This is a genomic window from Halorubrum aquaticum, assembly GCF_900113615.1.
GTDB lineage: Archaea > Halobacteriota > Halobacteria > Halobacteriales > Haloferacaceae > Halorubrum > Halorubrum aquaticum.
Window position 1 is genome coordinate 1 of the sequence record NZ_FOPZ01000024.1, and the last position, 26785, is coordinate 26785.

General features: G+C 69.3%; 29 protein-coding genes, 1 tRNA gene and 1 pseudogene. 17 read left to right on the forward strand and 14 right to left on the reverse strand.

What is annotated here, in order from left to right:
- Window positions 1-337: 337 nt before the first annotated feature.
- Window positions 338-673 (forward strand): hypothetical protein, encoded by a 336-nt coding sequence (locus F3H10_RS14695; RefSeq protein WP_149785529.1) that lies wholly within the window; start codon window positions 338-340, stop codon window positions 671-673.
- Between the two features lie 92 nt (window positions 674-765).
- The gene (locus F3H10_RS14700; protein WP_149785530.1) at window positions 766-1005 is read left to right on the forward strand and encodes a hypothetical protein; all 240 of its coding nucleotides are present in this window, start codon (window positions 766-768) and stop codon (window positions 1003-1005) included.
- A gap of 76 nt (window positions 1006-1081) precedes the next feature.
- On the opposite strand, the gene F3H10_RS14705 is transcribed toward F3H10_RS14700, so the two are convergent.
- Window positions 1082-2359 carry a CobW family GTP-binding protein gene (locus F3H10_RS14705; protein ID WP_149785531.1) on the reverse strand — a complete coding sequence of 426 codons (1278 nt, stop codon included), beginning with the start codon at window positions 2357-2359 and terminating at the stop codon, window positions 1082-1084.
- 117 nt (window positions 2360-2476) lie between these two features.
- Between F3H10_RS14705 and F3H10_RS14710 the strand changes: the two genes are divergently transcribed.
- The 4 genes from F3H10_RS14710 (at window position 2477) to F3H10_RS14725 (ending at window position 6053) form a co-directional block, all read left to right on the forward strand.
- Window positions 2477-2674, forward strand: coding sequence for a hypothetical protein (locus F3H10_RS14710; protein ID WP_149785532.1), 198 nt, complete (start codon window positions 2477-2479; stop codon window positions 2672-2674).
- A 94-nt stretch (window positions 2675-2768) separates the two neighbouring features.
- The gene (locus F3H10_RS14715; protein ID WP_149785533.1) at window positions 2769-3065 is read left to right on the forward strand and encodes a hypothetical protein; all 297 of its coding nucleotides are present in this window, start codon (window positions 2769-2771) and stop codon (window positions 3063-3065) included.
- Window positions 3065-4036, forward strand: coding sequence for an ArsA family ATPase (locus F3H10_RS14720; protein WP_149785534.1), 972 nt, complete (start codon window positions 3065-3067; stop codon window positions 4034-4036). The genes F3H10_RS14715 and F3H10_RS14720 overlap by 1 nt, the downstream gene beginning before the upstream one ends.
- 163 nt (window positions 4037-4199) lie before the next feature.
- Window positions 4200-6053, forward strand: coding sequence for a carbon starvation CstA family protein (locus F3H10_RS14725; protein ID WP_149785535.1), 1854 nt, complete (start codon window positions 4200-4202; stop codon window positions 6051-6053).
- Window positions 6054-6114: 61 nt separating this feature from the next.
- On the opposite strand, the gene F3H10_RS14730 is transcribed toward F3H10_RS14725, so the two are convergent.
- Window positions 6115-6774, reverse strand: a complete 660-nt coding sequence (locus F3H10_RS14730; RefSeq protein ID WP_149785536.1) for a hypothetical protein — start codon at window positions 6772-6774, stop codon at window positions 6115-6117.
- A 2-nt stretch (window positions 6775-6776) separates the two neighbouring features.
- Window positions 6777-7178 carry a cupin domain-containing protein gene (locus tag F3H10_RS14735; protein WP_149785537.1) on the reverse strand — a complete coding sequence of 134 codons (402 nt, stop codon included), beginning with the start codon at window positions 7176-7178 and terminating at the stop codon, window positions 6777-6779.
- A gap of 131 nt (window positions 7179-7309) precedes the next feature.
- On the opposite strand from F3H10_RS14735, the gene F3H10_RS14740 reads away from it, so the two are divergent.
- The 4 genes from F3H10_RS14740 to F3H10_RS14755 all read left to right on the forward strand — a co-directional run bounded on the left by F3H10_RS14740 (window position 7310) and on the right by F3H10_RS14755 (window position 9130).
- Window positions 7310-7543, forward strand: coding sequence for a hypothetical protein (locus F3H10_RS14740; RefSeq protein WP_149785538.1), 234 nt, complete (start codon window positions 7310-7312; stop codon window positions 7541-7543).
- Between the two features lie 121 nt (window positions 7544-7664).
- On the forward strand, window positions 7665-8351 hold the full coding sequence (locus F3H10_RS14745; RefSeq protein ID WP_149785539.1) for a DUF5828 family protein: 687 nt from the start codon (window positions 7665-7667) through the stop codon (window positions 8349-8351).
- A gap of 132 nt (window positions 8352-8483) precedes the next feature.
- Window positions 8484-8723 (forward strand): hypothetical protein, encoded by a 240-nt coding sequence (locus F3H10_RS14750; protein WP_149785540.1) that lies wholly within the window; start codon window positions 8484-8486, stop codon window positions 8721-8723.
- 32 nt (window positions 8724-8755) lie between these two features.
- Window positions 8756-9130, forward strand: coding sequence for a helix-turn-helix domain-containing protein (locus tag F3H10_RS14755; protein ID WP_149785541.1), 375 nt, complete (start codon window positions 8756-8758; stop codon window positions 9128-9130).
- 99 nt (window positions 9131-9229) lie between these two features.
- On the opposite strand, the gene F3H10_RS14760 is transcribed toward F3H10_RS14755, so the two are convergent.
- Complete coding sequence (locus tag F3H10_RS14760) at window positions 9230-9820, reverse strand: IMP cyclohydrolase (protein ID WP_149785542.1); 591 nt, start codon at window positions 9818-9820, stop codon at window positions 9230-9232.
- A gap of 208 nt (window positions 9821-10028) precedes the next feature.
- On the opposite strand from F3H10_RS14760, the gene F3H10_RS14765 reads away from it, so the two are divergent.
- Window positions 10029-10101 (forward strand) — tRNA-Gln (locus F3H10_RS14765).
- A 216-nt stretch (window positions 10102-10317) separates the two neighbouring features.
- On the opposite strand, the gene cgi121 is transcribed toward F3H10_RS14765, so the two are convergent.
- The 6 genes and pseudogenes from cgi121 to F3H10_RS16590 form a co-directional block, all read right to left on the reverse strand.
- Window positions 10318-10920: a KEOPS complex subunit Cgi121 gene (cgi121, locus tag F3H10_RS14770; protein WP_149785543.1), complete on the reverse strand. Its 603-nt coding sequence runs from the start codon at window positions 10918-10920 to the stop codon at window positions 10318-10320.
- Window positions 10917-13412: an ATP-dependent DNA helicase gene (locus F3H10_RS14775; RefSeq protein WP_149785544.1), complete on the reverse strand. Its 2496-nt coding sequence runs from the start codon at window positions 13410-13412 to the stop codon at window positions 10917-10919. Before F3H10_RS14775 ends, cgi121 begins: the two co-directional genes overlap by 4 nt.
- Before the next feature lie 400 nt (window positions 13413-13812).
- On the reverse strand, window positions 13813-14067 hold the full coding sequence (locus F3H10_RS14780; protein ID WP_149785545.1) for a hypothetical protein: 255 nt from the start codon (window positions 14065-14067) through the stop codon (window positions 13813-13815).
- Window positions 14068-14124: 57 nt separating this feature from the next.
- Entirely contained in the window at window positions 14125-14904 is a 780-nt protein-coding gene (locus F3H10_RS14785; protein ID WP_149785546.1) for a helix-turn-helix transcriptional regulator, read from the reverse strand.
- 282 nt (window positions 14905-15186) lie between these two features.
- Window positions 15187-16863 carry a BGTF surface domain-containing protein gene (locus tag F3H10_RS14790; protein ID WP_262488573.1) on the reverse strand — a complete coding sequence of 559 codons (1677 nt, stop codon included), beginning with the start codon at window positions 16861-16863 and terminating at the stop codon, window positions 15187-15189.
- 6 nt (window positions 16864-16869) lie between these two features.
- A pseudogene (locus F3H10_RS16590) lies at window positions 16870-16989 on the reverse strand (GLUG motif-containing protein); the annotation flags it as partial.
- Between F3H10_RS16590 and F3H10_RS16400 the strand changes: the two are divergent.
- Both F3H10_RS16400 and F3H10_RS14795 read left to right on the forward strand, forming a co-directional pair.
- Entirely contained in the window at window positions 16945-17250 is a 306-nt protein-coding gene (locus tag F3H10_RS16400) for a hypothetical protein (RefSeq protein WP_223174334.1), read from the forward strand. The pseudogene F3H10_RS16590 and the gene F3H10_RS16400 overlap by 45 nt on opposite strands.
- Before the next feature lie 265 nt (window positions 17251-17515).
- Window positions 17516-17758, forward strand: a complete 243-nt coding sequence (locus F3H10_RS14795) for a ferredoxin (protein ID WP_149785548.1) — start codon at window positions 17516-17518, stop codon at window positions 17756-17758.
- A 33-nt stretch (window positions 17759-17791) separates the two neighbouring features.
- On the opposite strand, the gene F3H10_RS14800 is transcribed toward F3H10_RS14795, so the two are convergent.
- Both F3H10_RS14800 and F3H10_RS14805 read right to left on the reverse strand, forming a co-directional pair.
- Window positions 17792-19048, reverse strand: coding sequence for a DR2241 family protein (locus F3H10_RS14800; RefSeq protein ID WP_394349719.1), 1257 nt, complete (start codon window positions 19046-19048; stop codon window positions 17792-17794).
- Between the two features lie 2 nt (window positions 19049-19050).
- Window positions 19051-19920 carry a CbiX/SirB N-terminal domain-containing protein gene (locus F3H10_RS14805; RefSeq protein WP_149785549.1) on the reverse strand — a complete coding sequence of 290 codons (870 nt, stop codon included), beginning with the start codon at window positions 19918-19920 and terminating at the stop codon, window positions 19051-19053.
- A 137-nt stretch (window positions 19921-20057) separates the two neighbouring features.
- Between F3H10_RS14805 and F3H10_RS14810 the strand changes: the two genes are divergently transcribed.
- Window positions 20058-20609: a DUF7523 family protein gene (locus F3H10_RS14810; protein WP_149785550.1), complete on the forward strand. Its 552-nt coding sequence runs from the start codon at window positions 20058-20060 to the stop codon at window positions 20607-20609.
- A 362-nt stretch (window positions 20610-20971) separates the two neighbouring features.
- Window positions 20972-22225, forward strand: coding sequence for a threonine ammonia-lyase (ilvA, locus tag F3H10_RS14815; protein ID WP_149785551.1), 1254 nt, complete (start codon window positions 20972-20974; stop codon window positions 22223-22225).
- A 24-nt stretch (window positions 22226-22249) separates the two neighbouring features.
- Here ilvA and F3H10_RS14820 read toward each other — a convergent pair whose 3' ends face one another.
- Window positions 22250-23149 carry an alpha/beta fold hydrolase gene (locus F3H10_RS14820; RefSeq protein ID WP_149785552.1) on the reverse strand — a complete coding sequence of 300 codons (900 nt, stop codon included), beginning with the start codon at window positions 23147-23149 and terminating at the stop codon, window positions 22250-22252.
- A gap of 144 nt (window positions 23150-23293) precedes the next feature.
- On the opposite strand from F3H10_RS14820, the gene cysS reads away from it, so the two are divergent.
- Both cysS and F3H10_RS14830 read left to right on the forward strand, forming a co-directional pair.
- Entirely contained in the window at window positions 23294-24769 is a 1476-nt protein-coding gene (gene cysS, locus F3H10_RS14825) for a cysteine--tRNA ligase (RefSeq protein WP_149785553.1), read from the forward strand.
- Window positions 24770-24874: 105 nt separating this feature from the next.
- Complete coding sequence (locus F3H10_RS14830) at window positions 24875-25858, forward strand: hypothetical protein (protein ID WP_149785554.1); 984 nt, start codon at window positions 24875-24877, stop codon at window positions 25856-25858.
- Window positions 25859-25940: 82 nt separating this feature from the next.
- On the opposite strand, the gene pheA is transcribed toward F3H10_RS14830, so the two are convergent.
- The gene (gene pheA, locus F3H10_RS14835; RefSeq protein ID WP_149785555.1) at window positions 25941-26747 is read right to left on the reverse strand and encodes a prephenate dehydratase; all 807 of its coding nucleotides are present in this window, start codon (window positions 26745-26747) and stop codon (window positions 25941-25943) included.
- Window positions 26748-26785 lie beyond the last annotated feature (38 nt).

Genomic DNA, 26785 nt, shown 5'->3' on the forward strand with positions numbered 1-26785 from the left:
TCAAAGGGGCAGTCGCCGGCGGCGGAGCCGCCGGCTGCCAGAGGCGCGGAGCGCCTCGCTGCCACGAGGACGAAGCCCGGCGAAGTAAGCACCGCAGGAGCGAACAAAGTGAGCGACGAGGAGCACAACGAGCCGCGCGAGTCCTCGTGGCTGGGGCTTTGGCGGTGTTCACTCCGCCAGCAACGATTCTCTTTTACTCACCCGGATATTCACCGAAACAACCATCCTATAAGCACTCGAGGTATACCGGCCGGTTCGACGGGATCGGACCGTAAACGACGTCGTTCGACCCGCCGCGTACCACCCTCTTTTGTTCGTGTGAACCCACGGAGCGGGTATGAGCCGGTCGGATCGACCGAGACTCACGCGAAACCGACGGGGCGAGCCGGTCGATCCGGTTCCGTTCCTCGTGAGCGCGAGCCTCGCGTTCATGCTCGCGTTCTCGATCGGCCCGATCTACGGGCTCGCGTACGGGGTCTCACTGGAGGCGTCGCTCGCGGCGTCGGGGGTCGCGTTCGCCGGGATCGCGACCGTCGCGTACGCGCAGTTCGTCAGGAGCGCGCCCGCGGTCGACGCCGGACCGCTCCCGGCCGAGCCGCGGTTCGAGCGACTGTTGTACGCCGCGCTCGCGCTCGGGGTGGTCCTCGCGGGGCTGACGCTCCCGCTTTTGTGACCGCGGCGACGCTCCCCCGACCGCCGTTCGGGTGTGCGTGACGTTCACACACCACCCACAAGATGAGGGGTGAGGGGTGCCGAGCGACGGACATGGGCATCCTCGACACCGTCACGGAGGCGTTCGCGTCGTCGACGCAACGCGCGCCGAGCGAGGGCGGCGACGACGGCTCGGAGGGAGCGTACTGGTGTGACGACTGTACCGTCCGGGTCCGCGACGTGAACGTCGACGCCGAAGGGCTCGACCGCGACGCGGAGGGAACGCCGCGGTGTCCCGACTGCGGGGAGGCGATGCGGTTCGAGCGCGCGAGCGGCTCCGGCTGCGCCTGTTGAGAGCGAGGCGAGAGACGGGAGACGAGAGAGGCGGGAGGAGGAAAAACCGAATCAGCGGGTGTTCCGACCGGACCGGTCAGGGCTCCCGGAGGACGACCTCCCCGCCGTCCTCGGTCGGGAACGGGTCCGTTCCGTCGAGCCCTTCACCCGCGTCGACGCGCTCCCACTCCTCGTCGGTGACGAGCGCGTCGTCGAGCCGGTCGACGAGCGCCGCCTCGTCGAAGTCGGTTCCGATGACGACGTAGGCCGTCTCGCGGTCCCCGTGTTCGTCGTGCCAGTCGAGGTCCGGGCGGTTCGACCGGAGCATGTCGCGTTCGACCTCGGGCCGGCTCGCGATCCACGGCCCGGGAGCGGTCACCCGGACCGACGGCCCCGCCTGCCCGACCTGCTGGCGGCGGTCGTTGCCGGCGACCCAGAGCGTCCCCTTCGACCGGACGACGCCCGCGGGGAGGTCGCGCAGGACCGCCGCGATCCGCGCCGGATGGAACGGGCGACGGCGACGATACGTGAACGAGGTGACGCCGTACACCTCGTCGGGGTGGCGGTGGGCGTGGCCGTGGTCGTCGCCCTCGGCGTGGCCGTCCGAATCGGCGTGACCGTGACCGTCGTCGTCCCCCTCGTCTCCGCCGCTCCCGTGTCCGGGGTCCGCCAGCGCGCGCTTCCAGCCGGGAAGCGTCGACACCTCCCGCTCGTCGAACAGGTCGACGGCGAGCAGTCGGTCGGGGTCGACCGCGGAGAACTCGGTGCGGATCGTCGCCGCGTCCGGCTGGAGCGCGGCGACGAGTTCCTCGGCGCGATCGAGCTCCGCGTCGGTACACAGGTCGGCCTTGTTGAGGAGGACGACATTTGAGACCTCGACCTGTTCGACGAGGAGGTCCGAGAGCGGACGACCCTCGGCGTCGGTGCCGCGGCGCTCGGGGGACTCGGCATCGGAGAAGGAGTCGAGGAACAGCCGGGCGTCGAGCACGGTGACGAGCGCGTCCACGCGGTAGCGCGCGGCCGCCCGCGACTCGGTCGTGAACAGCCGGGCCACCGGCGCGGGCTCGGAGATCCCCGAGGACTCGACGACGAGGTGGTCGAAGGAGCGCTCGTTCGCGAGCCGCACCACGGCGGTCTCGAGGTCGTCCTGTAGCTCACAGCAGATACAGCCGTTCGACAGCTCCGTGACCCCGTCGTCGACGTCGAGCTCGGAGCCCTCCGCGATCAGCTCCGCGTCGACGTTCACGTCGCCCATGTCGTTGACGAGCACGGCGATCTCGCGGTCGCCCGCGTTCGCCAGCAGGTGGTTCAGAAGCGTCGTCTTGCCCGCCCCGAGGCTGCCCGACAGCACGGTCACCGGGATCCGGTCGCTCATGGAGGGGACTCGAGACCGAGCGTCCTTCAACTCCGCGGCAGCGGGGGTCCGCGAGCGGTTCGATCGAACCCGGCAGAAGCCGATACGTTGATACGCCATCCGCACCGACCACCCGCCATGAACGGTCTCGTTCCCATTACCGGGATCGCCGCGATCGTCGCGACGGCATTGATGGTCATCGCCATGCTGTACCTCGTCTGGCTCTCGATGGGGGACGGGACCCACGCCCCGAACCTGGACCACGACCGCCCGGAGTTCGCCGACCGGGACGACGAGGAGGAACAGCCGGAAGTCACCGACGGCAGTTCGGCCTGAGACGCCGACCCGTTCGCCGCCCCTTCGTTTTCCCTCCGTGCGCCGGTCTCACGTCCGCGACAGGTTTACGGCGGTCGCCCCGCCATGGAAGACGATGACAGTCGCAGACCGGATCGCGGCGTTCCGTGCCGCCCTCGAGGAGTGGCTCCGCGGGCTCTATCACGGAATGATCACCCATCCGGCCTACGAGAAGATCGAAAAGGAGGCCGAGGACGCCGAGGACGCGTTCATGCTGGCGTGTTTCCCCGACGCGTTCGGGATCCCCTCACCCGTCTCGTATTACACCGCCGAGCTGTTGCCGTACCTCGAGAACGAGTTCGAGGCGTGGGAGCGTCGACTGTGGGACCGTGAGACCCTGATCGAGCGCAAGGGCCAGCAGTACCACTTCTGATGGACCGGTTCGTGTTCTTCGGCGGGAAGGGCGGCGTCGGCAAGACCACCGTCTCGTGTGCGTACGGGTACAAGTGTGCGAACGCGGGACTGCGGACGCTCGTCGTCTCGACCGACCCGGCCCACTCGGTGTCGGACGTCTTCGACCAGCGGTTCGACGACGACCCGGCACCGGTCGAGGGCGTCGACGGGCTCGACGCGATGGAGATCGACCCGGACGACGAGGTCCAACGGCACCTCGACGAGATCCGCGAGGGGCTCTCGGAGCAGGTCTCGGCCGCGATGGTCTCGGAGATCAACCGCCAGTTGGAGATGTCACACGGGACCCCCGGCGCGTACGAGGCGGCGCTCTTCGACGCGTTCGTCGGCGTGATGCGCGAGGAGAGCGACCCGTACGACCGGGTCGTCTTCGATACGGCACCGACGGGATCGACGCTCCGACTGCTCGGGCTTCCGGAGTTCCTCGGCGACTGGATCGACCGGCTGATGTACAAACGGCGGCAGTCGATCGACCTCTTCGAGAAGGCGGCGATCGGCGACATGGAGGCCCGACGGGTGATGGACGGGGACCCTGTTCTGGCCCGGCTTCGAGAGCGCAAGGAGTTCTTCGAGTACGCGGGGGAGGCCCTCCGGGAGGAGTCCGCCTTCTTCCTCGTGTTGAACCCCGATCAGCTGTCGGTCAACGAGACCGGGCGGGCGATCGGGGCGTTCGCCGAGCGCGACCTCGAGGTCCGCGGCCTCGTCGCGAACAAGCTGACCCCCGAACCCGACGACGACGAGGAGGGCCGGGGGGCCCGGTACCTGCGCGAGAAGGTCGCCACCGAACGCGAACGGATCGAACAGGTCGAGGAGGGCTTCGATCCGCCGCTGCTCGCGGCGATCGAGTCCCGGACCCGCGAGGTCCGCGGCGATCTCCTCGCGGAGGTGGCCGCCGAGCTCGACGTCGAACCCGCGGCGCCCGAGCGCGCGTGATTCGAATCAAAAAAGAAAATTTATAACTAATATCGTATGTATCGAAAATAAGTTCCAGTACGGTCATCGGACCCGATCACGTCGCCGGCGTCCGCCGAAACATTCACGGTTGATGGTAATATTTAACACGTCGTTCGAAAACGCGTAGCACGAGGCAGAACCTATGACAAGTGTAATCTGGATCGTAGCTGCCGTGTTGGCGACGTTCACCGTCGGGTACATGGGGTACTCGCGGTACCTCTCGCGGTTCGTCGACCTCGACGACGACCGCGAGACGCCGGCACACAAATACGAGGACGGACAGGAGTACGTACCGGCGAAGAAGCCGGTACTACTGGGGCATCACTTCTCGAGCATCGCGGGCGGCGCGCCGATCGTCGGCCCGATCACGGCGGGGGCCATCTGGGGATGGGTCCCCGCGCTTCTGTGGGTCGCCATCGGCAACCCGCTGATGGGCGCGGTCCACGACTTCATCTCGCTTTCGGGGTCGATCCGCCACGAGGGGCGGTCGATCGGCTACATCGTCGGCCAGTACGTCGGCGAGCGCGGGAAGGACCTCCTGTTGTGGTTCGCGTTCCTCACGATCATCCTGGTCGTCGCGGTGTTCGCGTTGGTGGTCGGGATCGTGTTCAACGCGTTCCCGGAGGTGACGACCGCGAGCTTCGTGTACGTGCTCCTCGCGCTCGGCTTCGGGGTGTACCTCTACCAGCTCAACGGCCCGTTCGTTCCGGGAACCGTGCTCTTCGTCGCCGGCGTCTTCGCCGGCGTCTGGGTCGGGATCCAGTACCCGTTCGCGCTGTTCGAGCTGGCCGGCGAGGCCAGCCACGACCCGGGGACGTTCGTGCTGTTCAGCAGTACCGGCTCGTGGGTCCCGGGCGCGGCCGCGCTCGGCGGCAACACCGCCGCGTGGGTCCCGGTGATCATGGTGTACGGCGCGATAGCGAGCGCGCTCCCGGTGTGGGTCCTGCTCCAGCCGCGTGACTACCTCTCGTCGTTCCTGCTGTACACCGGGGTCGGCGGCGGGGTCCTCGCGATCATCGTCGGTACGCTGTTCGCGACGTCGGCGGAGCCGCTCGTCGTCGACTCGTCGATCGCCGCGTTCCAGGGCTTCTGGGGCGTCGAGGCCGCGGGGCTGTATCCGCTCTTCCCGCTGCTCTTCATCACCATCGCCTGTGGGACGATAAGCGGGTTCCACTCGCTCGTCTCCTCGGGGACGACCGCGAAACAGCTGAACAAGGAGAGCGACGCCCGGCTCATCGGCTACGGCGGCATGCTCGGTGAGGGGTTACTCGCCGCGCTGGCGCTGTCGACGCTCGCGGTCGCCGGGTTCGCCGGCGACGCGGCGGCCGGCGGGATCGGCGGCGCGCTCCCGAACTTCGCGACCGGCGGCGGCATGATCCTCACGAGCTTCGGCGTCCCCCAGGCGGTCGGCTCCGTCTTCATGGCGCTCGTGCTCGTGAGCTTCCTCCTCACGTCCACCGACACGGCCGTCCGGCTCGGTCGCTACATGATGGAGGAGATCGTCGGCACGCCGAGCGGAACGACCGACACCGGCCTCTCGGGCGGCATCGGTTCGTTCGCCCGCGGGCGGTACACCAACCCGCTGATCCAGATCGGATTCGGCTACCTCCTCGTGATCTCCGGGCAGTGGGCGACGCTGTGGGCACTGTTCGGCGGCGCGAACCAGCTGCTCGCCGCGCTGGCGCTCCTGACGGCGACCGTCTGGATCGCCAACTGGGACGACTCCAAACAGCTCGTCTCCACCGGCGTTCCGATGGCGGTCATGGTGACGATCACGGTGCTCGGCCTGCTCTGGCTGGCGCTGTTCCAGAACCTCTATCTCAACATCATCCAGGGCGGTGCCGGAACGATCGGCGCGCAGATCTCCTCGGGGGTACAGATCGTCCTCGCGCTCGTGTTGGTCGGGCTCGCGTTGTCGCTCGTCCGGCTCGGGTACGGTAACCTGAAATCGGTTCGGGGCGGGAGCCGATCCGCCGCCGAACCCGGCGACGACTGACGTCGAGACCGCCTCTCCGCGTCGTTCCGCCCTCCGTTCTCGGTGTATTCGTGAGCCGACACTACCGCCAGAACCGCTTGGCGAACCGGGAGAAGAACCCCTCATCGGGAGGTTCGACCGGCTCCCAGAGCCGGAAGGCGTCGGCGATCCCCGCCGCCTCGCTGGCGACGATCGACTCCGTCTCGGGCGCGACGACGATCAGGTTCACCTCGTAGTGGCCGTAGTAGCCGAACTTCAGGAGGGTTCGGTCGCGGAAGCCGTCGACGAAGTCGGCGACCGCCTCCGGAAGCCGGTCGCCGACGAGCACGAAGGTTACGTCGGTGCCGTAGTGCTGTTCGTCGCCCTCGACGCGCTCGTCGGCGACCTCGTGACCGAGGTCGACGAGCCGCTTCAACTCTCCGACGGTCGGGGTCGCGACCCGCCGGGCGAACAGGTACTCCTTCGTCTCGTGGTCGGCGTAGCTCAACGCGGGATGCAGGAACTGCTTCTGGTTTCGCATCCGCAGCTCCGCGTACAGCTCGAACCGCTCCCCGTCGACGGCGTAGTCGGCGTCGAGGTCGTAGCTGTACAACAGCCGATCGGAGACCCGGTCGAGGTACTCGTCGTCGTAGTCGGGGACGCCCTCGCGGATCTCCGCCGGCAGCTCCTCGGGGTCGTGACGCGGGGCGGTTCCAGGTTTCGGTCCTTCGTCCTCGCCGCCGCTCGAGTCGCGCTCGGCCATGGTCACTCGTCGGTGTCGGCGTCGTCGCTCGCGGCGGGATCGTACGCGACCGCGTCGCCGGACGTCGGCGGCGCGCCGATCGCGAGCAGCTCGACCGGCTCGTCGGCGTCCGCGGGGTTGTGCGCCCGCTGGGGGCTTCCCGGGTCGACGGCGAGGAGCCCGCCGGCGTCGACCTCGTAGGTCCGGTCGGGCGTCTCGACCGCGAGCGTCCCCGAGAGGACGTAGAAGGCCTCCTCCTGGGTCTCGTGGTAGTGGTACGCGAGCGGGACCTGCTCGCCCGGTTCGGCACGGAAGCGGTTCACCGCCAGTTCCTCGAGCCCCGCGGGCCCCGTCAGCTTCCGGCACTCGCAGGGGCGATCCGGCTCCGGTTCGACCGACTCCGTGTCGACGACGCGGTATCCCATGCGTGATGATTCCACACGCGTCATAAAAGCGCGTCGGGGGGCGGACGGAGCCCTCCGACCGGTCGTGTGCACGGGACGCGGCGCCGACACCGTTTAGTGGATTCCCTCCCACGGTCGTGACAGGGATACGCATGAACGAGGGACCGAAACGAACCGAAGCCTGCGGACGGTGTTCGATGTCGACCGTCGTCGACGTGGTGAACGACGGCGAGTCGCCCGAGGAGCGCGCCGAGCGCGACCCGTTCGCCGGCGACCGGATCGAGGTCGACGAGTCCGCGATCCGCCGGGTGTCGCCCGCCGGGTTCCTCGGCGACCTCAAATCGCGGATCGACGACGTCGCGCGGCGGATCGCCTACGAGAAGTAGGAACCTCGCGCGCTTCGACAGCGGCGGGAGCGTCGCCGTCGCGGAGCCGTCCGTCCGACGTCGGCGACGAGACGCCGACGGGGAGACTTATAGTCGTCCGACACGTCCGTTTTCACGACCAATGGAAGAGAGCATCTCCGGGTTCAAGCAACGCGGGGACTGGGGAGACGTCGTCGAGCACGGCGAGCGGATCACGCTCGCGCTCCGGGAGGCCGGCGTGGACGGCGACGCGTTCCACGAGTTCGACGACTGGCGGCCGAAGGCCCACGAACGGATCGACGAGGACGTCTCCGAGAAGACCGCGAAGCAGGCGTCGGTGAACGAGGGGGACGGCGAGAAGGCGGGCAAGACCCCCGGAGACGACCTCCAGACGGCCGGCGAGAAGCTCACCGAGTCCTACGAGAAGGTCGAGGAGGACGACACGGAGGGCGCGATGGAGCGCTGGGGCGAGTCGATAAACCACGTCGCCCGCGCCGCCGACTCGGCGAGCCGAAAGGCGATCCGGAAGGTCGAGGACACGGTGTACCGGAAGGTGATGACCCAGATGGCCCCGTACTACTTCGACAACGAGCTCATCAGCGCCAACGTCACCGAAGTCGCTCGCGGCGACGACGGCGAGACCTTCGAGTTCGAGGTGAACGTCAACGACGACGAGCTGAAAGCGGAGGTGAGCGACGTCCTCGCGGAGTACGAATCGGAGATCGATCGCTGGCACGTCGAGACCGAGAAACGCACCGAGGACGTCGCGGCCGCGGAGGGGGTCGAGCCGCCCGAGGAGGAGGGCGGTCCCGAGTCGACGATGACCTGAGATCGGCGGTGATGGCTCGGATCCGGTGGGTCCCGGTCGTCGGATCGAGCGCCTGACGGGCCCTCGACCGCGTCGACGAGGACCCGGCCGCGTCACAGGACCTTTATTTTCCGATGGGACGAACCGGACGCCATGGATGGCCAACTCCGGATCGAGCCCGGCGAGTACCCTGCGGACGACATCATCGCCGCGCTGCGGGAGGGGCGGCGGGTCGTCCTCGACGTCGAGGTGGCCGGAAGCGCACACGAGGTGGTGCTTCGATACGACGGCGAGACGTACCACTGTGACACCCCGACGAGCCTCCACAGACACACCGAGGAGTCCGAGATGCGCGCCTGCCTCGACCGCATGGGGTACGCCGCGGAACACTGACCCTTTAATCCCGTCGCGGACGACTCTCCGCCATGGCCGAAGCAGAGATCGACGACCTCGTCGGCGACGTCTCCCCGTCGTTCGAACACGTGCTCTCGTGTGTCTTCGGCATCCGCGACCACGAGAGCCGGACGTACCTGACGCTCATCGAGTATCGGGGCAGCACCGTCGCCGAGCTCGCGGACGTGCTCGACCGGGACCGTTCGAACGTGAACCGGTCGCTGTCGACGCTCCGAGAGAAGGGACTCGTCGAGCGTCGCCGGCGACTGCTGGACTCCGGCGGGTACGTCTATCAGTACACCGCGATCCCCGTCCCGGAGGCGAAGCGGCTCCTCCACGACGCGCTCGACGAGTGGGTCGCCGGCGTTCACGGGGCGATCGACGAGTTCGATCCGGAAGCGGCGTGACGCGCCCGCGGTCAATCCGCTTCCCCAAAAGCCGTCGAGAGCCGGAAGTCCGTCGATCACGGAGGAACGGACGCGGATCGGAAACCGGACGGGGGCCGACTACTCCCCGTTGTCGAACGCCAGCGAGACGCCGTCGGCGTCGACGGTAGCGCCGGCGGCACACACGGGATGCTCGAAATCGGCGGCGAGAACCTCGCTCGCGGCGGAACCGGCATCGGTCGCCTCGAGGTCGTACGGCTCCGGCGCGTTCCGTTCGTAGGTCGCCACGAGGGTCGGCGCGTCGACGTACTCGACGAGGAGCGCGTCGCGGCGGACGACGCCGATCGCCGCCCGGTCCGCGCCCACGACGCCCGCGATCCGCGGGGTGTCGTAGTCGTCCTTCTCGAAGTCGAGCGCGAGCAGCGACGTCGCCAGGGCGTCGCGGGCGGGATAGCCGCGCTCGACCTTCTCCGCGATCGGATCGACGTGCGAGCCGTTACCGAGGACCGCCAGCGGCTCGCCCGTCGGCGTCTCGATCGGTCGCGCGCAGTTGTACGAGACGTACGGGTTGTCCGTCTCGGGAGCGTCGGGCGTCGGGCCGACGGTCAGCGTTCCGTCCCGGTCGCGCACCCGTCGGTTCGGGAACGACCGTGAGGAGACGCGATACGCACCGATCCCGGGACCGACGACGACGAACCGTCCGATGTACATACACGGCGATGCGTATCCACCGGGCTAAAGAACGTCGATCGATCCACGTCCGATGACAGAAGCGGGTCGGCGAGGCGGGCGGCGGCACGGACGGCGGCGCGACCGTTTACACGACCGGTGATCGAGCGGACGTGGTATGCAAGTACGTAGCAGGGAGAACGCGACGCGCAACGCTTACAAACACGCGTGGAGTATCGATGGTGCGCACAGTCCATTGGGGTAGTGGCCAATCCTGAAGCCTTCTGGGGGCTTCGACCCTGGTTCGAATCCAGGATGGACTATCCGTCTTCTCCGCGACCTCACCGATTCCGCCTTCCCGACATATCGCGATACCGCCGTTTCGCTCGTTTCTCTTGGAACGGTATATCCGCGCAGTCTTGCGGTTTCCAATCGAAGTGAAGGGGTATGTGATGTCGTGACGGAAAGCCGTGGCTCTCGGACGCGAGGTCCGCGACGGGTCTTCGGAGGACCGTCGGGCCGGCGAGGGTCCAGCGTCCTCACTTCTCGACGTCGAGCAGCGCGACGCGCTCGTGGACGACGTCGGCGAGGTCGCCGAGGGTCGCCGCGAGCTCGCGGTCGGTGACGCCGTAGTAGTCGCGGACTGCCTCGTCGTCGTACTCGCCGAGCGTCGGCTCCGGGCTCGCGGCGAGCAGTCCTTCGACCGACGCGACGGCCGTCTCGAGGTCCGCGGAGAGAGTATCCGCGCCGGGGACGTCGCCGAAGTCGGCGACCACGAGGGCGGCCCGTCGCTCTCCCGGCGAGACGCCGAGGTCGAGTGCGCGGTCGATCTGTCGACGCCCCGCGGCGTACACCAGTATCTCGACCGCGGGGTCGCGGGCGACCGCCTCGCCGCGCGCGATGGAGCGGGCGGCGAACCGCGTCGCGAGCCGGAGGTGGTCGGCGTCGACGACGCGGTCGGCGTCGAACGCCTGGACGACCGCGCCGATCTCCTCGCGGATCGACTCGAGGGACGCCAAGAACGCGTCGAGGTCGTCGATGACGAGGACGCCCTCGACGAAACGAGTCTCGGGGCGGGGGGCGGGATGCTCCGCGGTCGTCATAGCGGTCGGAGAGTCGGCCGACTCGCCCGAGCCGGTCATCGGAAATCACCGAGGCTGGCCTGTCCCTCGTCGTCACCGTCGCCGCTCCCGGCAGTCGCCGCCGCGGAAGCGGAGCGGTCCGCGTCGATCCCGTCCATCGAGGGGTCCTCGCGCCCGGCGTGTTCGAGGATCCGCTCCGCGGTCCGCTCGCGGCCGCGGAGCGCGCCGAGCACGACCCCCTTGTCGGCCTCCCGGAGGTCGGCGCGCGTCTCCACGCCCGCCTCGTAGAGCCGACGCGCGCGCTTCCGGCCGACGTTGCGCACGCCGGCGAGGTCGAGCAGCTGCTCGCGGACGCCGTACTCGACCCGCTTCCTGGCTCGCCGAACCGCGAGGACCGCGTCGCCGTCGACCCCGTCCACGTCGGCCGCGAGCGTCTCGGCGGCGCGGAGCAGCCACTCCGCGGTGTCGACCTTCCCGCGGATGTCGCCGGGGCCGACGCCGTAGCGCTCCGCGATCCGGTCCTCGTCGACCTCGTCGGCCCAGTCCTCCAGGAGGCGGGCGGTCTTGAGCGCCGCGAGCCAGTCCTCGAAGCGAACGTCCTCGTACTCCGAGGGCATATCGCCGAGGAACTCCGCCTCGCGCTCGTAGCAGATCTCGGTGTACGTCTCACGGTCCCCGGATTTCAGGTAGAGTTCGTACATGTCCGGCGTCCGGCTCACCAGGTGATAGAGGCCGAGCGGAGTGATCTCGGGCGGGGAGTCGGCGGTGGCGGCGTCCGCGTCGGCGGAGTCGTCGCCGGCGCGGTCGGACGCCGCCTCGGTTCCGTCCCCGTTCCCCTCGACCGGACTGTACGTCCCGAATCCGGGTTCCTCGTCTCCGTCGCCGGGGACCGACCGTTCGTACTTCCCGGAGGCCGCGTCGTCGACGCCCGCGTCTCCGGCGGCCGCGTCGCCGGCGACCGCACACGCGTCCCGGAGCCCGTCGATCATCTCCGCCGCGCTCATCGGGTCGAGGTAGAGCCGCGAGACGGTGTGGCCGATCCCGGTCGCCGAGAGCGACTCCGTTCCCCCCTCGCGGTCGCGCTCGAGGAAGCCGTTGACCGCGAGGTACTCGAGGACGCTGTCCGTGACGGCCTCGAGCCGCCCCGCGTCGTCGGTCTGGGTGGCGTACAGCGTGTTGTCGAGGAACTCGAGGAGGCCGCCGCGGGTGGAGGCGAAGCCGGACGCGACCGTCGCGAGCACGTGGGTCCGCAGCGCGGGCTCGGCCGCGAGCTTGGAGCGGACGGGTTCGGCGTCCGCCCAGACGTACCGGTCGAACAGCTCCTCCATGGTGTCGGCGTCGCTCGCGAGCAGCACCGCCTCGCCGTACGGGTCGAGTCCGGGGCGGCCGGCGCGGCCGCACATCTGGTGGATCTCGAGGACGTCGAGGGGTTTCATGCCGCCGAACTCGCCGTCGTAGCGCCGCCAGTCGCGGACGATCACCCGCCGCGCGGGGGTGTTGACGCCGGCGGCGAGCGTCGGCGTCGCGGAGACGCACTTGATCAGCCGGTCGCGGAACGCGTCCTCGATCAGGCTCCGGTGTTCGGCCGCGAGCCCCGCGTGGTGGAAGGCCGACCCGCGCTCGACCGCGTCGGCGAGGTCCTCGGAGGTGTCGGTGTCGGAGACGCCGCGGACCTCCTCGGCCAGTTCGCGGAGCCGGTCGCGCTCGTCGGACGTGAGCCGCGGCCCGGTCACGTCCGCGAGCTTCCGGGCCGACGACTCGGCGTTCCGCCGGGAGTTGACGAACACGAGCGAGGAGCCGCCCTGTCCGTCCTCCTCCGTGTCGAGCGCGTCCGCGACGAGCCGGGCGGTCTGCTCCTCGCCGCGGTCGACTGGCACCTCCCGCTGGCTCCCGTCGTCGAAGTTGATCGCGTTGCCGAAGTGAACCCCGATGCGGAGGTCGATCGGCCGCCACTCGGACTCGACGAGCTCCGCGTCGAGCCAGTCGGCGATGACGTCGGCGTTGCCGACGGTCGCGGACAGCGCCACGGTCTGGAGGCCGGGGTTCACCTTCCGGAGCTTCGCGAGCGTGACTTCGAGGGTCGGGCCGCGGCTCGCGTCGTCGACGAGGTGGACCTCGTCGCTCACGACGCAGGTGAGGTCGTCGATCCACGGCGCGCCGTTGCGGATCAGCGAGTCCACCTTCTCCGAGGTGGCGACGATGACGTCGCGCGTCGCCAGCCACTCGCCGTCGGAGTCGTAGTTGCCGGTGGAGACGCCGACGGTGACGCCGTGGTCCTCCCAGCGCTCGAACTCCGCCTTCTTCTCGCTGGCGAGCGCGCGCAGGGGGACGATGTACAGCGCCTTGCCGCCGCGTTCGATCGCCGACAGCATGGCGAGCTCGGCGATCAGCGTCTTGCCCGAGGCGGTGGGGACGGCCGCGACGAGGCTCTCGCCGTCGAGGACGCCCGCCTCGACGGCGGCCTCCTGTGGCGGGTAGAGGTCGGCGACGCCCTCGGCCTCGAGCGCCTCGCCGACGCCCGCGGGGAGCCCGGAGAGGGCGGTCGGTTGCATTGGCGTCACTTGGTCGCCGATGCGATTTAAACCGTCGGAACGGGGGCGGCGGGTGGCGACGACGCTCCACGATGGATACTACTCGGCGCACACGAGATGGCGGACCGGCGCGCGTGAGACGAGGGACGGAGTCCCGAGGAACGCGTGCGAGGGAGCAGCGACCGCGCCGCCGAGCGGTTTCCGGCGGCGCGGTCGGTGCGAGGTTGGGGAGGCGTGAGGTGCGGAGGCGGTCGCGGTGTGGGGCGGTCGCGGAGCGTGGACGATCGCACCCGCGACTCCCGTGGCACACCGTGTTGACTGCGGTATGTGGCGCCGAGTACGATTCGTGGCGGCGAGTGCGATTCGCGGCGGGAGTGCGATTCGCGGCGGCGACCGTCGAGACGGCTCCCCGTCCGCGGAGCTACACCGTGTCGTCGAGGTCGTGTTCGGCGGCCATCCGCGACGCCTCCGCGGCGAACCGCTCGACCTCCTCGGCGGGGGCCTCGCCGAGCGCGCTCTCGTCGACGTCGCGGCCGGCCGTCACCCCGCCGCCGGTCACCAGCCGCTGTTCGGCCAACTCCTTGGTGTGAACGCGCTCGCCGTCCTCCGTCGCGTACGTCAGCCGGACGAGCCCCTTCGAGTCGAACTGCCGGTCGACGAGCCAGACTGCGGTCATCGTCGGATCCTCGCCCGCGCCGGCCTTAAACCGGCTGGTCGTCGAACCGCACCGAAACTAAACCGGCCGGTCGACGAGGGTCGCCCGCTCTCGATACGACTCCAGCTCGGCGTTCGCCCACTCGACCGCGTCCGGCGAGTCGTTCGTCAGCATTCCGGTGACGTCGCCCGTGCCGCGGAACGTGATCCCCGCGTGGTCCCCGTCGGGCGTCTCCATCACCCACAGCGCGTACGGGAGCGGTCTCTCGCTGCGGTACAGATCGAAGGAGTCGCGCGCGAGAAGCGTCGCCACGGGCGTGTCGGACAGCTCCGCGAGCGCCTCCACCACCGCCGACTCGGCGACGACCGACACGTCGAGCGCCTCGCGGTCCAGCTCGCGGTCGATGATGAACACGTCCGATTTGAGGACGGTCGGTGCCAACCCCCGCATCGCCGTCGCCCGCTCGAGGAGCCGACTGCTCCCCGTCGACGCGCCGGAGGGGGCGTGCGGGTCCGCGACGGTCACGGTCGCGTCCTCGAGGAAGACAGACGGGAGCGTCGTGCCCTCGGGAAGGCCGTTCAACAGGCTGCTCGACGCCTCGATCGTCCGCGTCGCGGCCTCGTATCGGTCGTGTTCCGCGAGCGCGAGCCGGCCGGTTGCGGAGAGCGAGTAGGTCCCGTTGCGCGACTCGACGCAGTCCATCTCCGCCAAGTCGTCGATCGCGCGGTCGACGGTCGACCGCGAACTCGACAGCCGCTCGACGAGCTCCGGCTTGCTCGCCGGCGACCCCTCGAGCGTTCGGAACACCTCCGCGCGCTTGTGGAGCACGTCCCGGAGCGCGCCTCCGTCCGAGTCCATGGCGACAAACCGCACGGCACCGATAAAAACGGCCCGACCGAGAACGACGGAGGGCGTCGGCGTCAGCGGGCGTTTTTCCGCACGGTCGGCACGGACATACCCTCACCGTCCGGGAGAACTCCCGAGGTGCGGGAACGACCTGTGAACGGGGCGGGCCGAGGCGGTCCCCGACCCCGCGGCACAACGAGGAGAACTACCCGTCGGGGAGTCAGAGTGTGATCACGACCGTCCATCACGGTCGTCGACCGGATGACGTGGTCGACAACGGCGGGAGATCGCTGGCTATTCCTCTCCGCCCTCGTCGTCGGAGCGTCCGATCCGGCGGGACAACGCGTAGACCGCGCCGCTGATCGTGGCGACGGTACCGGAAACGGTGAATCCGGGAACCTCGATGCCGTCGGGTTCTGACTCGGGGCGATCGTCTTCGATACCCTCTCCATCCGTGTCGTCATCGGCTCCGCTGTTCGTCTCGTTCTCCGTTTCTCGCTCCGTTCCGTCTTCCCCGACCGATCCGTCGGGACTGTCATCATCGGCAGTCCCGTCGTCCGAATCGGTCTCATCACCGGCAGTCCCGTCGTCCGAATCGGTCTCATCATCGGTCACGGTCACGAGAACCGGCGGACTCCGATACCGCACCTCCTGTTGATAGATGACCGAGACGGTGAGCCCCGACGTTCCCGCTTCGACACCAGTGAGTTCGATCTCGTCACCGTCAGCCACCGCCCGGAACGCGTCTCCGGATTCGACATGGATGTTCAGGTCGTCACCGATCGGGACCGATTCCCCGTCGTCGAGAACGGTAACGGCGATCGACGCCGTCTGGTCGCGCCGGATCGACGGGAGCGACCGACGCTCGGACTCCCACCTGTCGTCCTCGAGAGCGATGAGGCGGTCGCCGGAGTCAGGGTCCGAGAGAACGACCCTATCGACCTCGAGGAGGGCGAGCGGATCGATGACCGTCCACCGGCTCTCGACGTGCGTCTCCCCCCGGTGAGTGACGGTGAGACGGAACTCGTCGTCCGGGGAGGTAGAACTGAAATCGAGCTCGGCGGTCCACTCGCCGTCCTCGGGGGACGTTTCGGTCATGTATATGAACTGTGGATAGGTTTCCTCCGTGCTCCGAGCCCGAACCTCGAACGTCGCGTCGTCCGGGAGTTCCGTGCCCCCGGAGATGGTGGCTCCCTCTTCGGCCGGAACCTCTCGTGGCCCCTCGATCCAAACGTCCCCATCCGTCCCGCCTGAACCGAGCGTCATCGTCGATCCGCTACGGTCGTGACCCGTTCTGACATCGTAGGCGTACTCACCGTCGACGAGGGCGTCCGTCTCGATGGGGTCGAACTCGATCGAGGTCGACTGGTCGGGAGTGAGTTCGATCGACAGATCGTCTTGGCGGCCGGCTGACCCCGGACCGTCAACCGCACCGTCGAAGTGTAACTCGACGTCCCGTTCGGCGGTCTCGGAACCGACGTTCTCGATCGTTGCGGAGACGGTCAACGGTTCACCGGAATCGAGCTCGATCTCGCCGGGCGTCCGCTCGGTGACGACAAACGCCGCAGTCGGTTCGGGAGACGGCGGACTTCCGTTTTCCCACGCGAGCTTCGGATAGCCGTCGGTCGTTTCCCACGTCTCGTCGAAATCGAGTCCACTCAGGTACGTCCGTGCGTTCGAACTCGTCATCCGCGGAGTCGGAACGCCCGTCGGCTCCCAGACTTCCGGCTCTTGGGCGACGGCCGAGTCCCAGTAGGAGTCCTCGGTAGAGCCGTCTCGCTGGAAGCTGATCCCGTTTTTGATCTCGCCCTCTATCGGGATCACCGCGTACGTCCGGGCGATCTCTCCGTCATTTATTCCGGCGATCCCTCCGGAGAACGTGCCGATCTCGTCGATAACTGCGTAGGAGTCCTCGATCGTTCCGCCGTCGTTGACGCCGACGAGCCCGCCGAGGTCGAACGATCCGTCCACGGTTCCGGTTATCGAGCATCCGGAGACGGTCCCGCCAGTGCTACGACCGACGAGGCCACCGACGGCCGTGTCTCCGACGAGGTGACCGTCGAGGAGTCGAAGTCGTTCGATCAGGGCATCCTCGATCGTCGAAAAAAGCCCGACGTCCTCCGAATCCGGACGATCGACTCGAAGTCCGCGGATCGTGTGTCCACCTCCATCGAACGAACCGGTAAACGGTGGCCTCCCCGTCCCGATCGGTTCGAAAGTGCCGGTTCCAGCGAGATCGATATCGGTGGTGAGTTGATAGTGAGCGTCCAGTTCTTCGGAAACGTTTCCGAGATGGGTAACGGTCTCGATCAGGTACGGATCTGCCGACGAGCCGGTTCCACCGCCGAACGGACTTGATTGTGCCGTCCCCGTTCCCACTCCACCGGCGAGCAGACCCATTCCGAGCGTAGCGCGTCGAAGCGCGTCTCGACGCGTCAGATCTGACATGCCACTTTTCGGATAGTAACTACGGATCGACCCCGATCGAACACGGACACGTTCACGTATCTAACGCTAATGTGCGTATGTTGTAATAAATCTCAGGTGGGTCGACCAGTGAACGTGACCCCCGTGTCGGGACGAACCCCGCCACCGCTTTGTACCCGCTTCGCGTAGCCCGGGTATGCGCGTCGAGTTCGATCGGGACACCTGTATCGGGATGTACCAGTGTGTCGCCGAGTGGGACGGTTTCGAGAAGGACCTGAACGACGGGAAGGCCGACCTCGTCGACGGCGAGGAGCGGGAGGAGGACCTGTTCGTCGTCGAGGTCCCCGACGGCGAGGAGTTGGACGCGAAGTTCGCGGCGCGGGTCTGTCCCGTCGACGCCATCGAGGTGTACGACGACGACGGCGAGCAGGTGGTGTGAGGCGATCGCGGGACGAGTGACGCCTCCGAACCGCTATTCGCCGTCGTCCGGGTCGTCCGGGTCGTCCGGATCGGTCGGAACGCCGCCGAGGTTCCCCGCGTCGTCGAACAACTTCGCGCGGAGGAACCGGGCGCGGTAGCGGTTCGCGCCCTCCTTCGTGTCCGCCTCGCGGATCTCGTCGGTCCGGCCGTCGGCGACCGCGTCGACGATCTCCTCGAGTTGCTCCTTCTCGCTCGGCGTCAGATCGAACTCGTACGTTCGGGGCTGCTCGCTCTCCAGCCGGGTCCACTTGCGCGCGGCGCTCACGACGACCGAGCAGGGCTCCCGACACGGGAAGACCCCCTCGCCGCCGTCGACGTCGAGGTCGGTGTCCTCGTCGTACTCCCACTCCCGGCGTTTCAGACACTGCGAGTCGTCACAGCACGCCTCCGCCACCCAGTTCACGTGTTCGTGGCCCTCGCCGCGGTCCCACGTTCGGATCACGCCGTAGATGCCCGACTGCCGCGCCATCGTCTCGCGCCAGTGGCTCACGTCGAGTTCGCCCTCCCGCTCGCGGTGCCAGTTCGCGATCGTCGCCGGATAGACCGTCTCGACGGTCTCGTAGAGCTCCTTGGGCCCCAGATCGGGGAACACCCAGCCACGACGCAGCGTGGGGGCGGTCTTCAGCGGGCGGTACCGTCCCTTCCCGTCCAGCGTCACGATCTCGCGGGCCTCGAGCGGGTCGTCGTGAGCGGTCAGTTCCTCCCGGGGAACCCCGACGTCGTCGGCGTGACGCACCTCGTACCGGCGCTCGCCGCGGTCGGTGACCGTCGCGATGACCCGGAGCTGTCCCCACGCGCGCTCGATTCCCGCAGCGAGCGCGGCATATCGCTCGGCGACCGTCGCGCCGTCGGCGTCCTCGATCCAGCGCAGGAACGCCCGTCGGGGGCCGAACTCGCCGACGACGCGCTCGAAGACGTACCAGTCGGTGACGGCGGGGGCGCGGTCGGCGAGCGCCGCGTGGAGGTCGCGCTCGTTCAGGCCCGTCCGGGAGTCGTCGCCGGCGGGCTCGAGGACGTAGTGGGCGTCCGCGTCGGCGGCGCGGTCGTCGCCGGCGACGCCGACCGCGAACCCCTCGAACCGGATCCACTCGTCGGGCGCGAGGCCGGCGAGCGCGTCGAGCACCGCGTCGAACGCGTCGCTCGGGAGGTCGATCTCGGGGACTGCGGGCTCGTCGCCGCTTTCGGCCGCCGTCACGGACTCAGGGTCGGTCACGAACTCAGAGTCGGTCGCGGACTCGGGATCACTCACGGTCAGTCCCCCGCGGCGACCCGGGTCGTTTCACGCACGGTCGCGAGCGCGTCGCCGAGATCCGCGCCGGCGTCCGCCGCGCGCTCCAGTATCACGTCGGCCATCAGGGGTTCGGTGCCGACCGCGCCCGCGTACCAGATCCGGGTGCCGTCGACGGTCTCGGGCACGTCGTATCCCTCGGTGTGGTCCTCACAGAGCCCCACGTCCTCGGGGATGTCCTCCTGCGTGTGGTAGCCGTCGGCGATGAAGAGCGGGACGAGGACCACGTCGTCGCTCTCGAAGAACTCGGGGAGGTCGTCGACCTCGGGGTCCTCGTCCATGTAGAGCGCCCGGACCTCGTCGAAGCGGCCGCGCTCGCGGATCCGGTCGGCGTGGTACTCGATCGCCTTCGCCGAGTTCTCGTTGCGCTCGGTGCCGTGGCCGACGACCGCCAACCCGAACCCCTCACCCACGTCGGGGTCGCCGGTGACCGACTCCGCGCGCCGCTCGATCACGTCGGTCATCGCGGCGTGGGTGCCGACCGGCCCGCAGTAGTGGACCTCTCGGCCGACGTCGCTGGCGACGAGCGTGGCCTGGTCGGCCGAGAGCCCGTCGGAGTCCCACTCGGAGACGTCCCACCCCTCGAGACGGAGCTCGCGGGGGATCACCTGCTCGGTGAAGTAGCCCTCCGAGACGAACAGCGGGACGACGTAGACGTCGTCGCCCTCGACGGTGCGGAGCACCTCGCGGAAGTGCGGTTCCTCCTTCCAGAAGCCGGTCTTCACCTCGTCGAACGCGCCGGACGCGCGGATCGTGTCGGCGTGCGCGTACGTCGGCGCGCTCGATTCCGGGTTGAGGTGGGAGCCGTGCGCGACGATGACGAGCGACTGCATACCCGTTCTGGGGGCGCGCCGTTCTTAGGGACTTCGGAGGCTGCGAGGCCGCGGGAACGCGTCGCCGATCGACGGACACCGGGCGATCGCACGCTCCGACCGAAACCGCCATGCCGACCGCGCGCACACGGGCGGGCATGTCGCTGGCAGCCGCCACCCGCGAGACGGTCCGAGAGCACCCGTTCCTCCTCGACGCGCTCCGCGCGGGAACGCTGAACTACAGCGCGACCGCCGCGTGGCTCGTCGAGCGCGGCGGGCTCGACGGCGACGCCGACGCGGTCGCGACCGCGCTCCGCCGGTTCCGCGAGGACCTCCCGGCGTACGCGACCGCGGACCGGACCGCGAGCGTCACGATGCGGAGCGGCGTCGGGGTCGTGACCGACGCCGAGGCGGACGGGGTGGGAGAAGGGGTAGACGGCGAGCCGCTCCTCCGGGTCGGCGGCGCGGCGGTCGTCTCCGAGGGCTCACACACCGCGCTGCTCGCGACCGGCGGGGTCGACGCCGCGGCGCTTTCGGCCGCGCTCCGTCGGCTCGACGCGGTCGACGTCGCGGTCGCGGCCGCGGGCGTCGCGGTCGGGGGAGGCGACGACGGCTCGCTCGTCGTGATCGTGGACCGTCGCGACGGCGCGACCGCGCTGCGAGTCGTCGAGGACGCGCTGGCCGCGGTCCCGGGCGTCGACGGCGAATAGACCGGTCGAGAGGGCGAATAGATCGGTCGAGAGTGTGAAGCGAGAAACGCGGTTGTGGTGAACCCTTCCGAAGCCTCAGTCGCGAGGCGCTACGTGCCTCCGGTCCCTCCCCGCTCGCGAGGATGCGATCGTACCGCACCTCACGCCTCCCCAGCCTCGCTGCTCGCGACTCGCGGCTCCGCCGCTCGTTGTTCGAGGTGCTCGCGTCGCTCGCACCTCGCGTCGCTCGCACCTCGCCCCGCTCGCAGCGTCCCTCGCGCGGTCGTTCGCGGCCCGGTGGGCCGCTCACGGCACGCGCCGCCGCGAGGAAACCCGGTTCCACAACCGAGTCCTTTTCGGTGCGGGGCGTAGATTCGCTCCGCATGTCCAGAGTCACGGTCGCGGACGTCGAGGCCGCGGCGGCGCGGTTCGCCGACGCCGACATCGTCCAACGCACGCCCGTCCAGCGGAGCCGGTCGCTCTCCGAGCGATGCGGCGCGGAGGTCCGACTGAAGATGGAACACCTCCAGCGAACCGGCTCGTTCAAGCCCCGCGGGGCGTACAACGCGATCTCGCGGCTCGTGGAGTCGGAGCCGTCGGTGGACCGGGTCGTCGCCGCGAGCGCGGGAAACCACGCACAGGGGGTCGCGCTCGCGGCGACCGCGGCGGGGCTCGACTCGACGATCGTGATGCCCGAGTCCGCCCCCGGCGCGAAGATCGAGGCCACCCGGTCGTACGGGGCCGACGTGGTGCTCGAGGGGGCCGTCTTCGCCGAGGCGATGGACCACGCGCGGACGCTCGTGGACGACCCGACGACGCGGTTCGTCCACGCGTTCGACGACCCGGACGTCGTCGCCGGACAGGGGACCATCGGGCTGGAGGTGCTCGAGCAGGCCCCCGACGTCGACACCGTGCTCGTCCCCGTCGGCGGCGGCGGACTCGCGGGCGGGATCGCGACCGCGATCAAGGCGCGTGATCCGGACGTGCGGGTCGTCGGCGTCCAGACCGAGGGGGCCTCGACGCTCTCGGAGAGCCTCGCGGCCGGCGAGCTCGTGACCCGCGAGGAACCGGACACGATCGCCGACGGGATCGCCACGGGCGGGATGAGCGACCTCACGTTCGACCTGCTCGAGACGCACCTCGACGGGGTGGTCGTCGTCAGCGACGACGACGTGGCCGCCGCGATCCTGCTGCTCTTAGAACGCGCCAAGCAGATGGTCGAGGGCGCGGGCGCGACCGCCGCGGCCGCCCTCCTCGACGACCGGATCGTCGAGGAGCTCGGGCTGGCCGGCGAGACGGTCGTCCCGCTGCTTTGCGGCGGCAACATCGACATCACGTCGCTCCAAGAGGTGTTGACGCACGCGTTGGTCGACCGCCACCAGCTGGTCGAACTCACCGTTCGCATCGACGACACGCCGGGGAAGATGGGCGAGATATCGACGCTGATCGGCGGCGAGCGCGCGAACATCCGCACCGTCCGCCACGAGCGGAGCCGCCCGGACCTCCCGGTCGGCGACGCGGACCTCGTCTTCGAGGTGGAGACGAACGGCCCCGCCCACATGGAACGCGTCGTCGACGCGGTCCGCGAGGCGGGCTACGCCGTGACCTCGCGGACCGACATCGACGCCGACCGGTGACGGCGTCGCGACCCCTCGCCCGACCTACTCGGCCGCGACCCACCGGAGCGCGTCGGAACCGCGGTCGAGCAGGGTTCCGAGGTGGTCGGCGTCGGCGGTCGTCAGCGCCCCGTCCCGCTCGTCCACGAACTCCCCCACGGGCGCGAGAGGGGCGTTGTCGTCGCGGGTGCCGTGCCACGCGCGGACCGGGAGGTCGGGTCGGTCGAGGTCGACCGCCTCGTTCGCGAACGACCGGCTCTCGCGTTCGACCGCGGTCGCCCCGCCGCCACTAAGCGCACCGCCACCGCCGCCGAGCGCCTCGTGGAAGTCCGCGGCCACCGCCCGCGCGACCGCCTCCGACACCGACCGGTCGGTGTACTGGGAGACGACCGTGTCCGGCCCCGAAACCGACGCGAACGCGCCGAAGAGCGGGAAGAGGAGGCGGATGGCGTAGGGGATCCGGGCGAGTCCGGCGAGTCCCTCCTCGCTGGGCGGAACGACCGTGCTCAAAAGCGCGAGCCGGGTTGCCCGGTCGCTCCCGGCGGCCGCGATCGCGAACGGGCCGCCTCCGGAGAAGCCGCACAGCCCGGCGCGGTCGATCGACTCCGCGCGGAGCACCGCGGTCAGGTCCTCGGGCCAGTCGCGCCAGCCCCAGTCGTCCGGCGGGGGCGACGAGCGCCCGTATCCCGGACGATCCGGGGTGACGAGCCGGACTCCCGCCTCGACGGCGGCGTCCGCGAGCAGCGCCGCGAACAGTCGCGAGCCGGGGGTGCCGTGGTGGAGGACGACCGGGGAGCCGTCGGCGGGACCGCAGACCGAGTAGGCGAGTTCGCGGCCGTCGGGGAGGTCGACGGCGGCGGTCCGGAGGGTCGCGTCCCCGTCGGCGTCGGCTCTGGAAGCCGCGTCGTCGTCGACGCCGACCCGGGGTGTCGCGTGCTGGTTCATCGGTGGATCCGGGTTTCGAGCCCGGCGGCATAATCCGTCGGAAGGGTCACAGCCCGGTTGTAGTCTTCACGCTGGATCCTCGAATGCTCCCGATCCCGGGACGATCCGACGATTTCAAAGCCTCCCCGCGGGTATCGGCGCGCAATGAGTCTCGTCGTTACCGACACCCTGGCGGACGAGCGCGTCGAGTTCACGGCCGACGGCGACGTCACGCTGTACGTCTGTGGACTGACGGTGTCGGACGACCCCCACCTCGGACACGCCCGGCTCTGGTTCCACGCCGACGTGCTCCACCGGTGGCTCGAGCACCTCGGCTACGACGTGCGACACGTCGAGAACGTCACCGACGTCAACGAGAAGATCACGGCCCGCGTCGGCGAACGTGAGGAGTGGGACGGAGAGCGCGACGTGGCCGAGGCGTTCACGGCGAGCACCTTCGACGCGATGCGCGGGCTGAACCTGCTCCGCGCGGAGGTGTACCCCCGCGTCACCGAGCACGTCCCCGAGATCGTCGACCTCGTCGAGACGCTGGTCGAGAAGGGGTACGCCTACGAGTCGAACGGCTCCGTCTACTTCGACGTCACGACGTTCGACGACTACGGCAAGCTCTCCAATCAGGACGTCGAGGAACTGGAGGCACAGGGCGAGCCGGACGAGCGGTCGGAGAAGCGCAATCCCGCCGACTTCGCGCTCTGGAAGGCCGGCGGCGTGAGCGAGGCGGCGGCCCGTGAGCACGCGAAACACGACCACGGGGACGCGGTCCCCGAGGGCGAGACGTGGGAGTCGCCGTGGGGCGAGGGACGGCCCGGCTGGCACGTGGAGTGTTCCGCGATGTCGACGACGCACCTCGGGGAGACCCTCGACGTCCACATGGGCGGGCGCGACCTGGTCTTCCCGCACCACGAGAACGAGATCGCCCAGTCGACGGCGGCGACCGGCGAGGAGTTCGTCCGCCACTGGCTCCACGTCGGCCTGCTGTCGATGGAGGGCGAGAAGATGTCCTCCTCGATCGGCAACTTCTGGACCGTCCCCGACGCGCTGGAAGAGCTCGGCGTCAACGTGGTCCGGACGTTCTACGCCGGGGCGGCCTACCGCTCCGAGCAGGCGCTCACCGAGGAGACGATCGCGGAGGCCGAGGAGCGCTTCGAGCGGCTCTCTCGTGCCCACGAGCGCGCGGTCGACGCGCTCGACTCCGTCGACGCGTACGCGAAGACGGTCGACGAGGGGCTCCGCCGGGCGGTCGCGGACGCCCGCGACGACTTCGCGGCGGCGATGAACGACGACCTCAACCTCCGGGAGGCGACCGCGGCGCTCCTGGCGCTCACCGACGCCGTGAACCGTCACGTCGACGCGGAGCCCCCGTACGACTACCGCGGGCTCCGCGAGGCCGTCGAGGCGTTCGAGGAACTCGGCGGCGACGTGCTCGGTCTCCAGTTCGACGCCCCGACCGACGGCGACGTCGACCTCGCCGGCGAGCTGGTCGAGCTGATTCTGGACGTCCGCGAGGCCGAACGAGAGGCGGGCAACTACGAGCGCGCCGACGAACTGCGGGACGCGCTTCGCGAGGTCGGCGTCGAGATCGAGGACGACCCGGACGGCGCGAGCTACCGGTTCGAGTAGGTCCCGTTGGGTTCGTCGACGGGACGATCCGCGGCGACGGCGGCTTGCCGAATATTTATGATTGGTGGTGTTAGATGTCAACGTGTAACAAAGAGAGTCATCGGTATGAACCGGCTCAAACGCTACTACTGGTACGTCAAGAGTCAACTACGAACGATAGCGCTGTACTTCCTCGGGTACCTACTCGTCAGTGGGGTGATCCTGGCCCTCCTGGACGCCATCGGAGGAGGCGACGCCGTCAAGAGCCTCGCGACGGTCGTGCTGTTTCTGGGATTCCTGGCGTGGACGGGACGCGAGCTACGTGCGAGCGAGGTCCCGGGAGAACTGGACGTCATGGCGAAACGGGACGACTCCCCGGACGCGACGACGATCGTCGAGCTGCTCGAGGGGAACCCGTCGGTCGACCGGGGGACCGCGAGGACGCTGGTCGACAGCCTGTTCGACGCGACCAGGAACCCGGGGAGGCGGAGCCGCTTCTGGTCGGGACTCGACTGCGGGGACGGGGAGGTGTACGAGCGGCTGTTCGGCCTCTACTCGCAACACCGGAACAAGCAACTGCTGCTGGTCGTCGAGCGACTGGCGCGTGACGCCCCGCTGGAGGCTCGAGCGTACGAGGAGACGCTGTTGGCGGAACTGGACCCGGACCGCGAGACGGAGGCCGTCACGCTCGACGATTGGCGGCCGCGACACCAGTACTTCTGGACGATCCCGTCCCTCGTACTGGCGCACATCAGTCGGGAACTTCCCGGAAGCGCGGAGCGATACGCCCCGAGGGTCGCCGAGATGCTCGACCCGAGAGGGGACGAGCTCGAACTGTGGGGGGTGCTCGCGTTGGGCGAACTCGCCGCCCACGACGAGAGTGCGAAGGAAGCGATACGGGACCTCCGCGATTCCAGGGTGAGCGCGTTGCGGAACGCGGCGGGCGAGATCCTGTCCCACTACGAGGAGAGCGACCGACCGTATCCGGCCGGCCGACGCCTCGACGAGTTCGACGCCGAGCACGAGGAGAAGTATCAGAAGTGGAGAAAGGAGGCGAATCGGGCCAGAGCCGACGCCGGATCCGACGACTGGTGGGAGGACGAGTGGTGAGAACGAGAGTGGACGGCGCCGTTCGACGGCGGGGCCGGTGGGTCGTGGCCGTGAGGCGGGCGAACGGACCCCGCCCGTGCGACTACTCGAGGACGTGCTGGGTGTCGTACGACCCCAACACCCGAACCCACCCGTTGTCGGCGATCGCCTCGACGTCCTCGACCGCCTTCGCCATGTGGTCCTCGTAGAGGCCGGCCTCGACGTCGAAGTGGAAGAGGTAGTCGCCGAGGCGCTCGCCGCTCGGGCGCGACTCGATCCGCGAGAGGTTGAGGTTGCGGTCGGCGAAGGCCTCCAGCAGCTCGAGCAGGAGGCCGGGGTAGTTGGCGTTCGGGTAGACGATGAGCGTGGTCTTCCCGCCGGCGTCGGACCGCGCGCTCGGCGGGCCGACCACGAGGAACCGGGTCGCGTTCGAGGTGCGGTCCTGGATGTCCGCGGCGAGGATCTCGAGGTCGTCGCCGGCGTTGTCGGGGTGGCCGATCCCGGCGATTCGGGCGTCCTCGCGGGCGCGTTCGACCCCGCGGGCGGTCGAGGCGACCGCCTCCAGTCCGGCGTCGGGGTGGTTCGCCTCCAGCCAGTTTCGACACTGTGCGAGCGCCTGCGAGTGGCTGGCGACGAGTTCGAACTCCGACGACTGCGCGAGCAGGGCGTGGCGGATGGGCGTGACGACCTCGCGGGTGACGGCGACGTCGTGGTCGGCGAGCGCGTCGAGGCTCTCGGAGACCGACCCCTCGATGCTGTTCTCGATCGGGACGACCCCGCGCTCGAACTCGCCGCTCGCGACGGCGTCGACGATGGCGGTGACCGACTCGCGGAACGACACCTCGGCTGCGACGGCCCGCGCCGCGCGGTGGGAGTACGTGCCGGCGGGACCCAACGTGACTGCGTTCATCGCGTCGACGTAGACGCCCGGGTGCGAAAAGCGTGGTG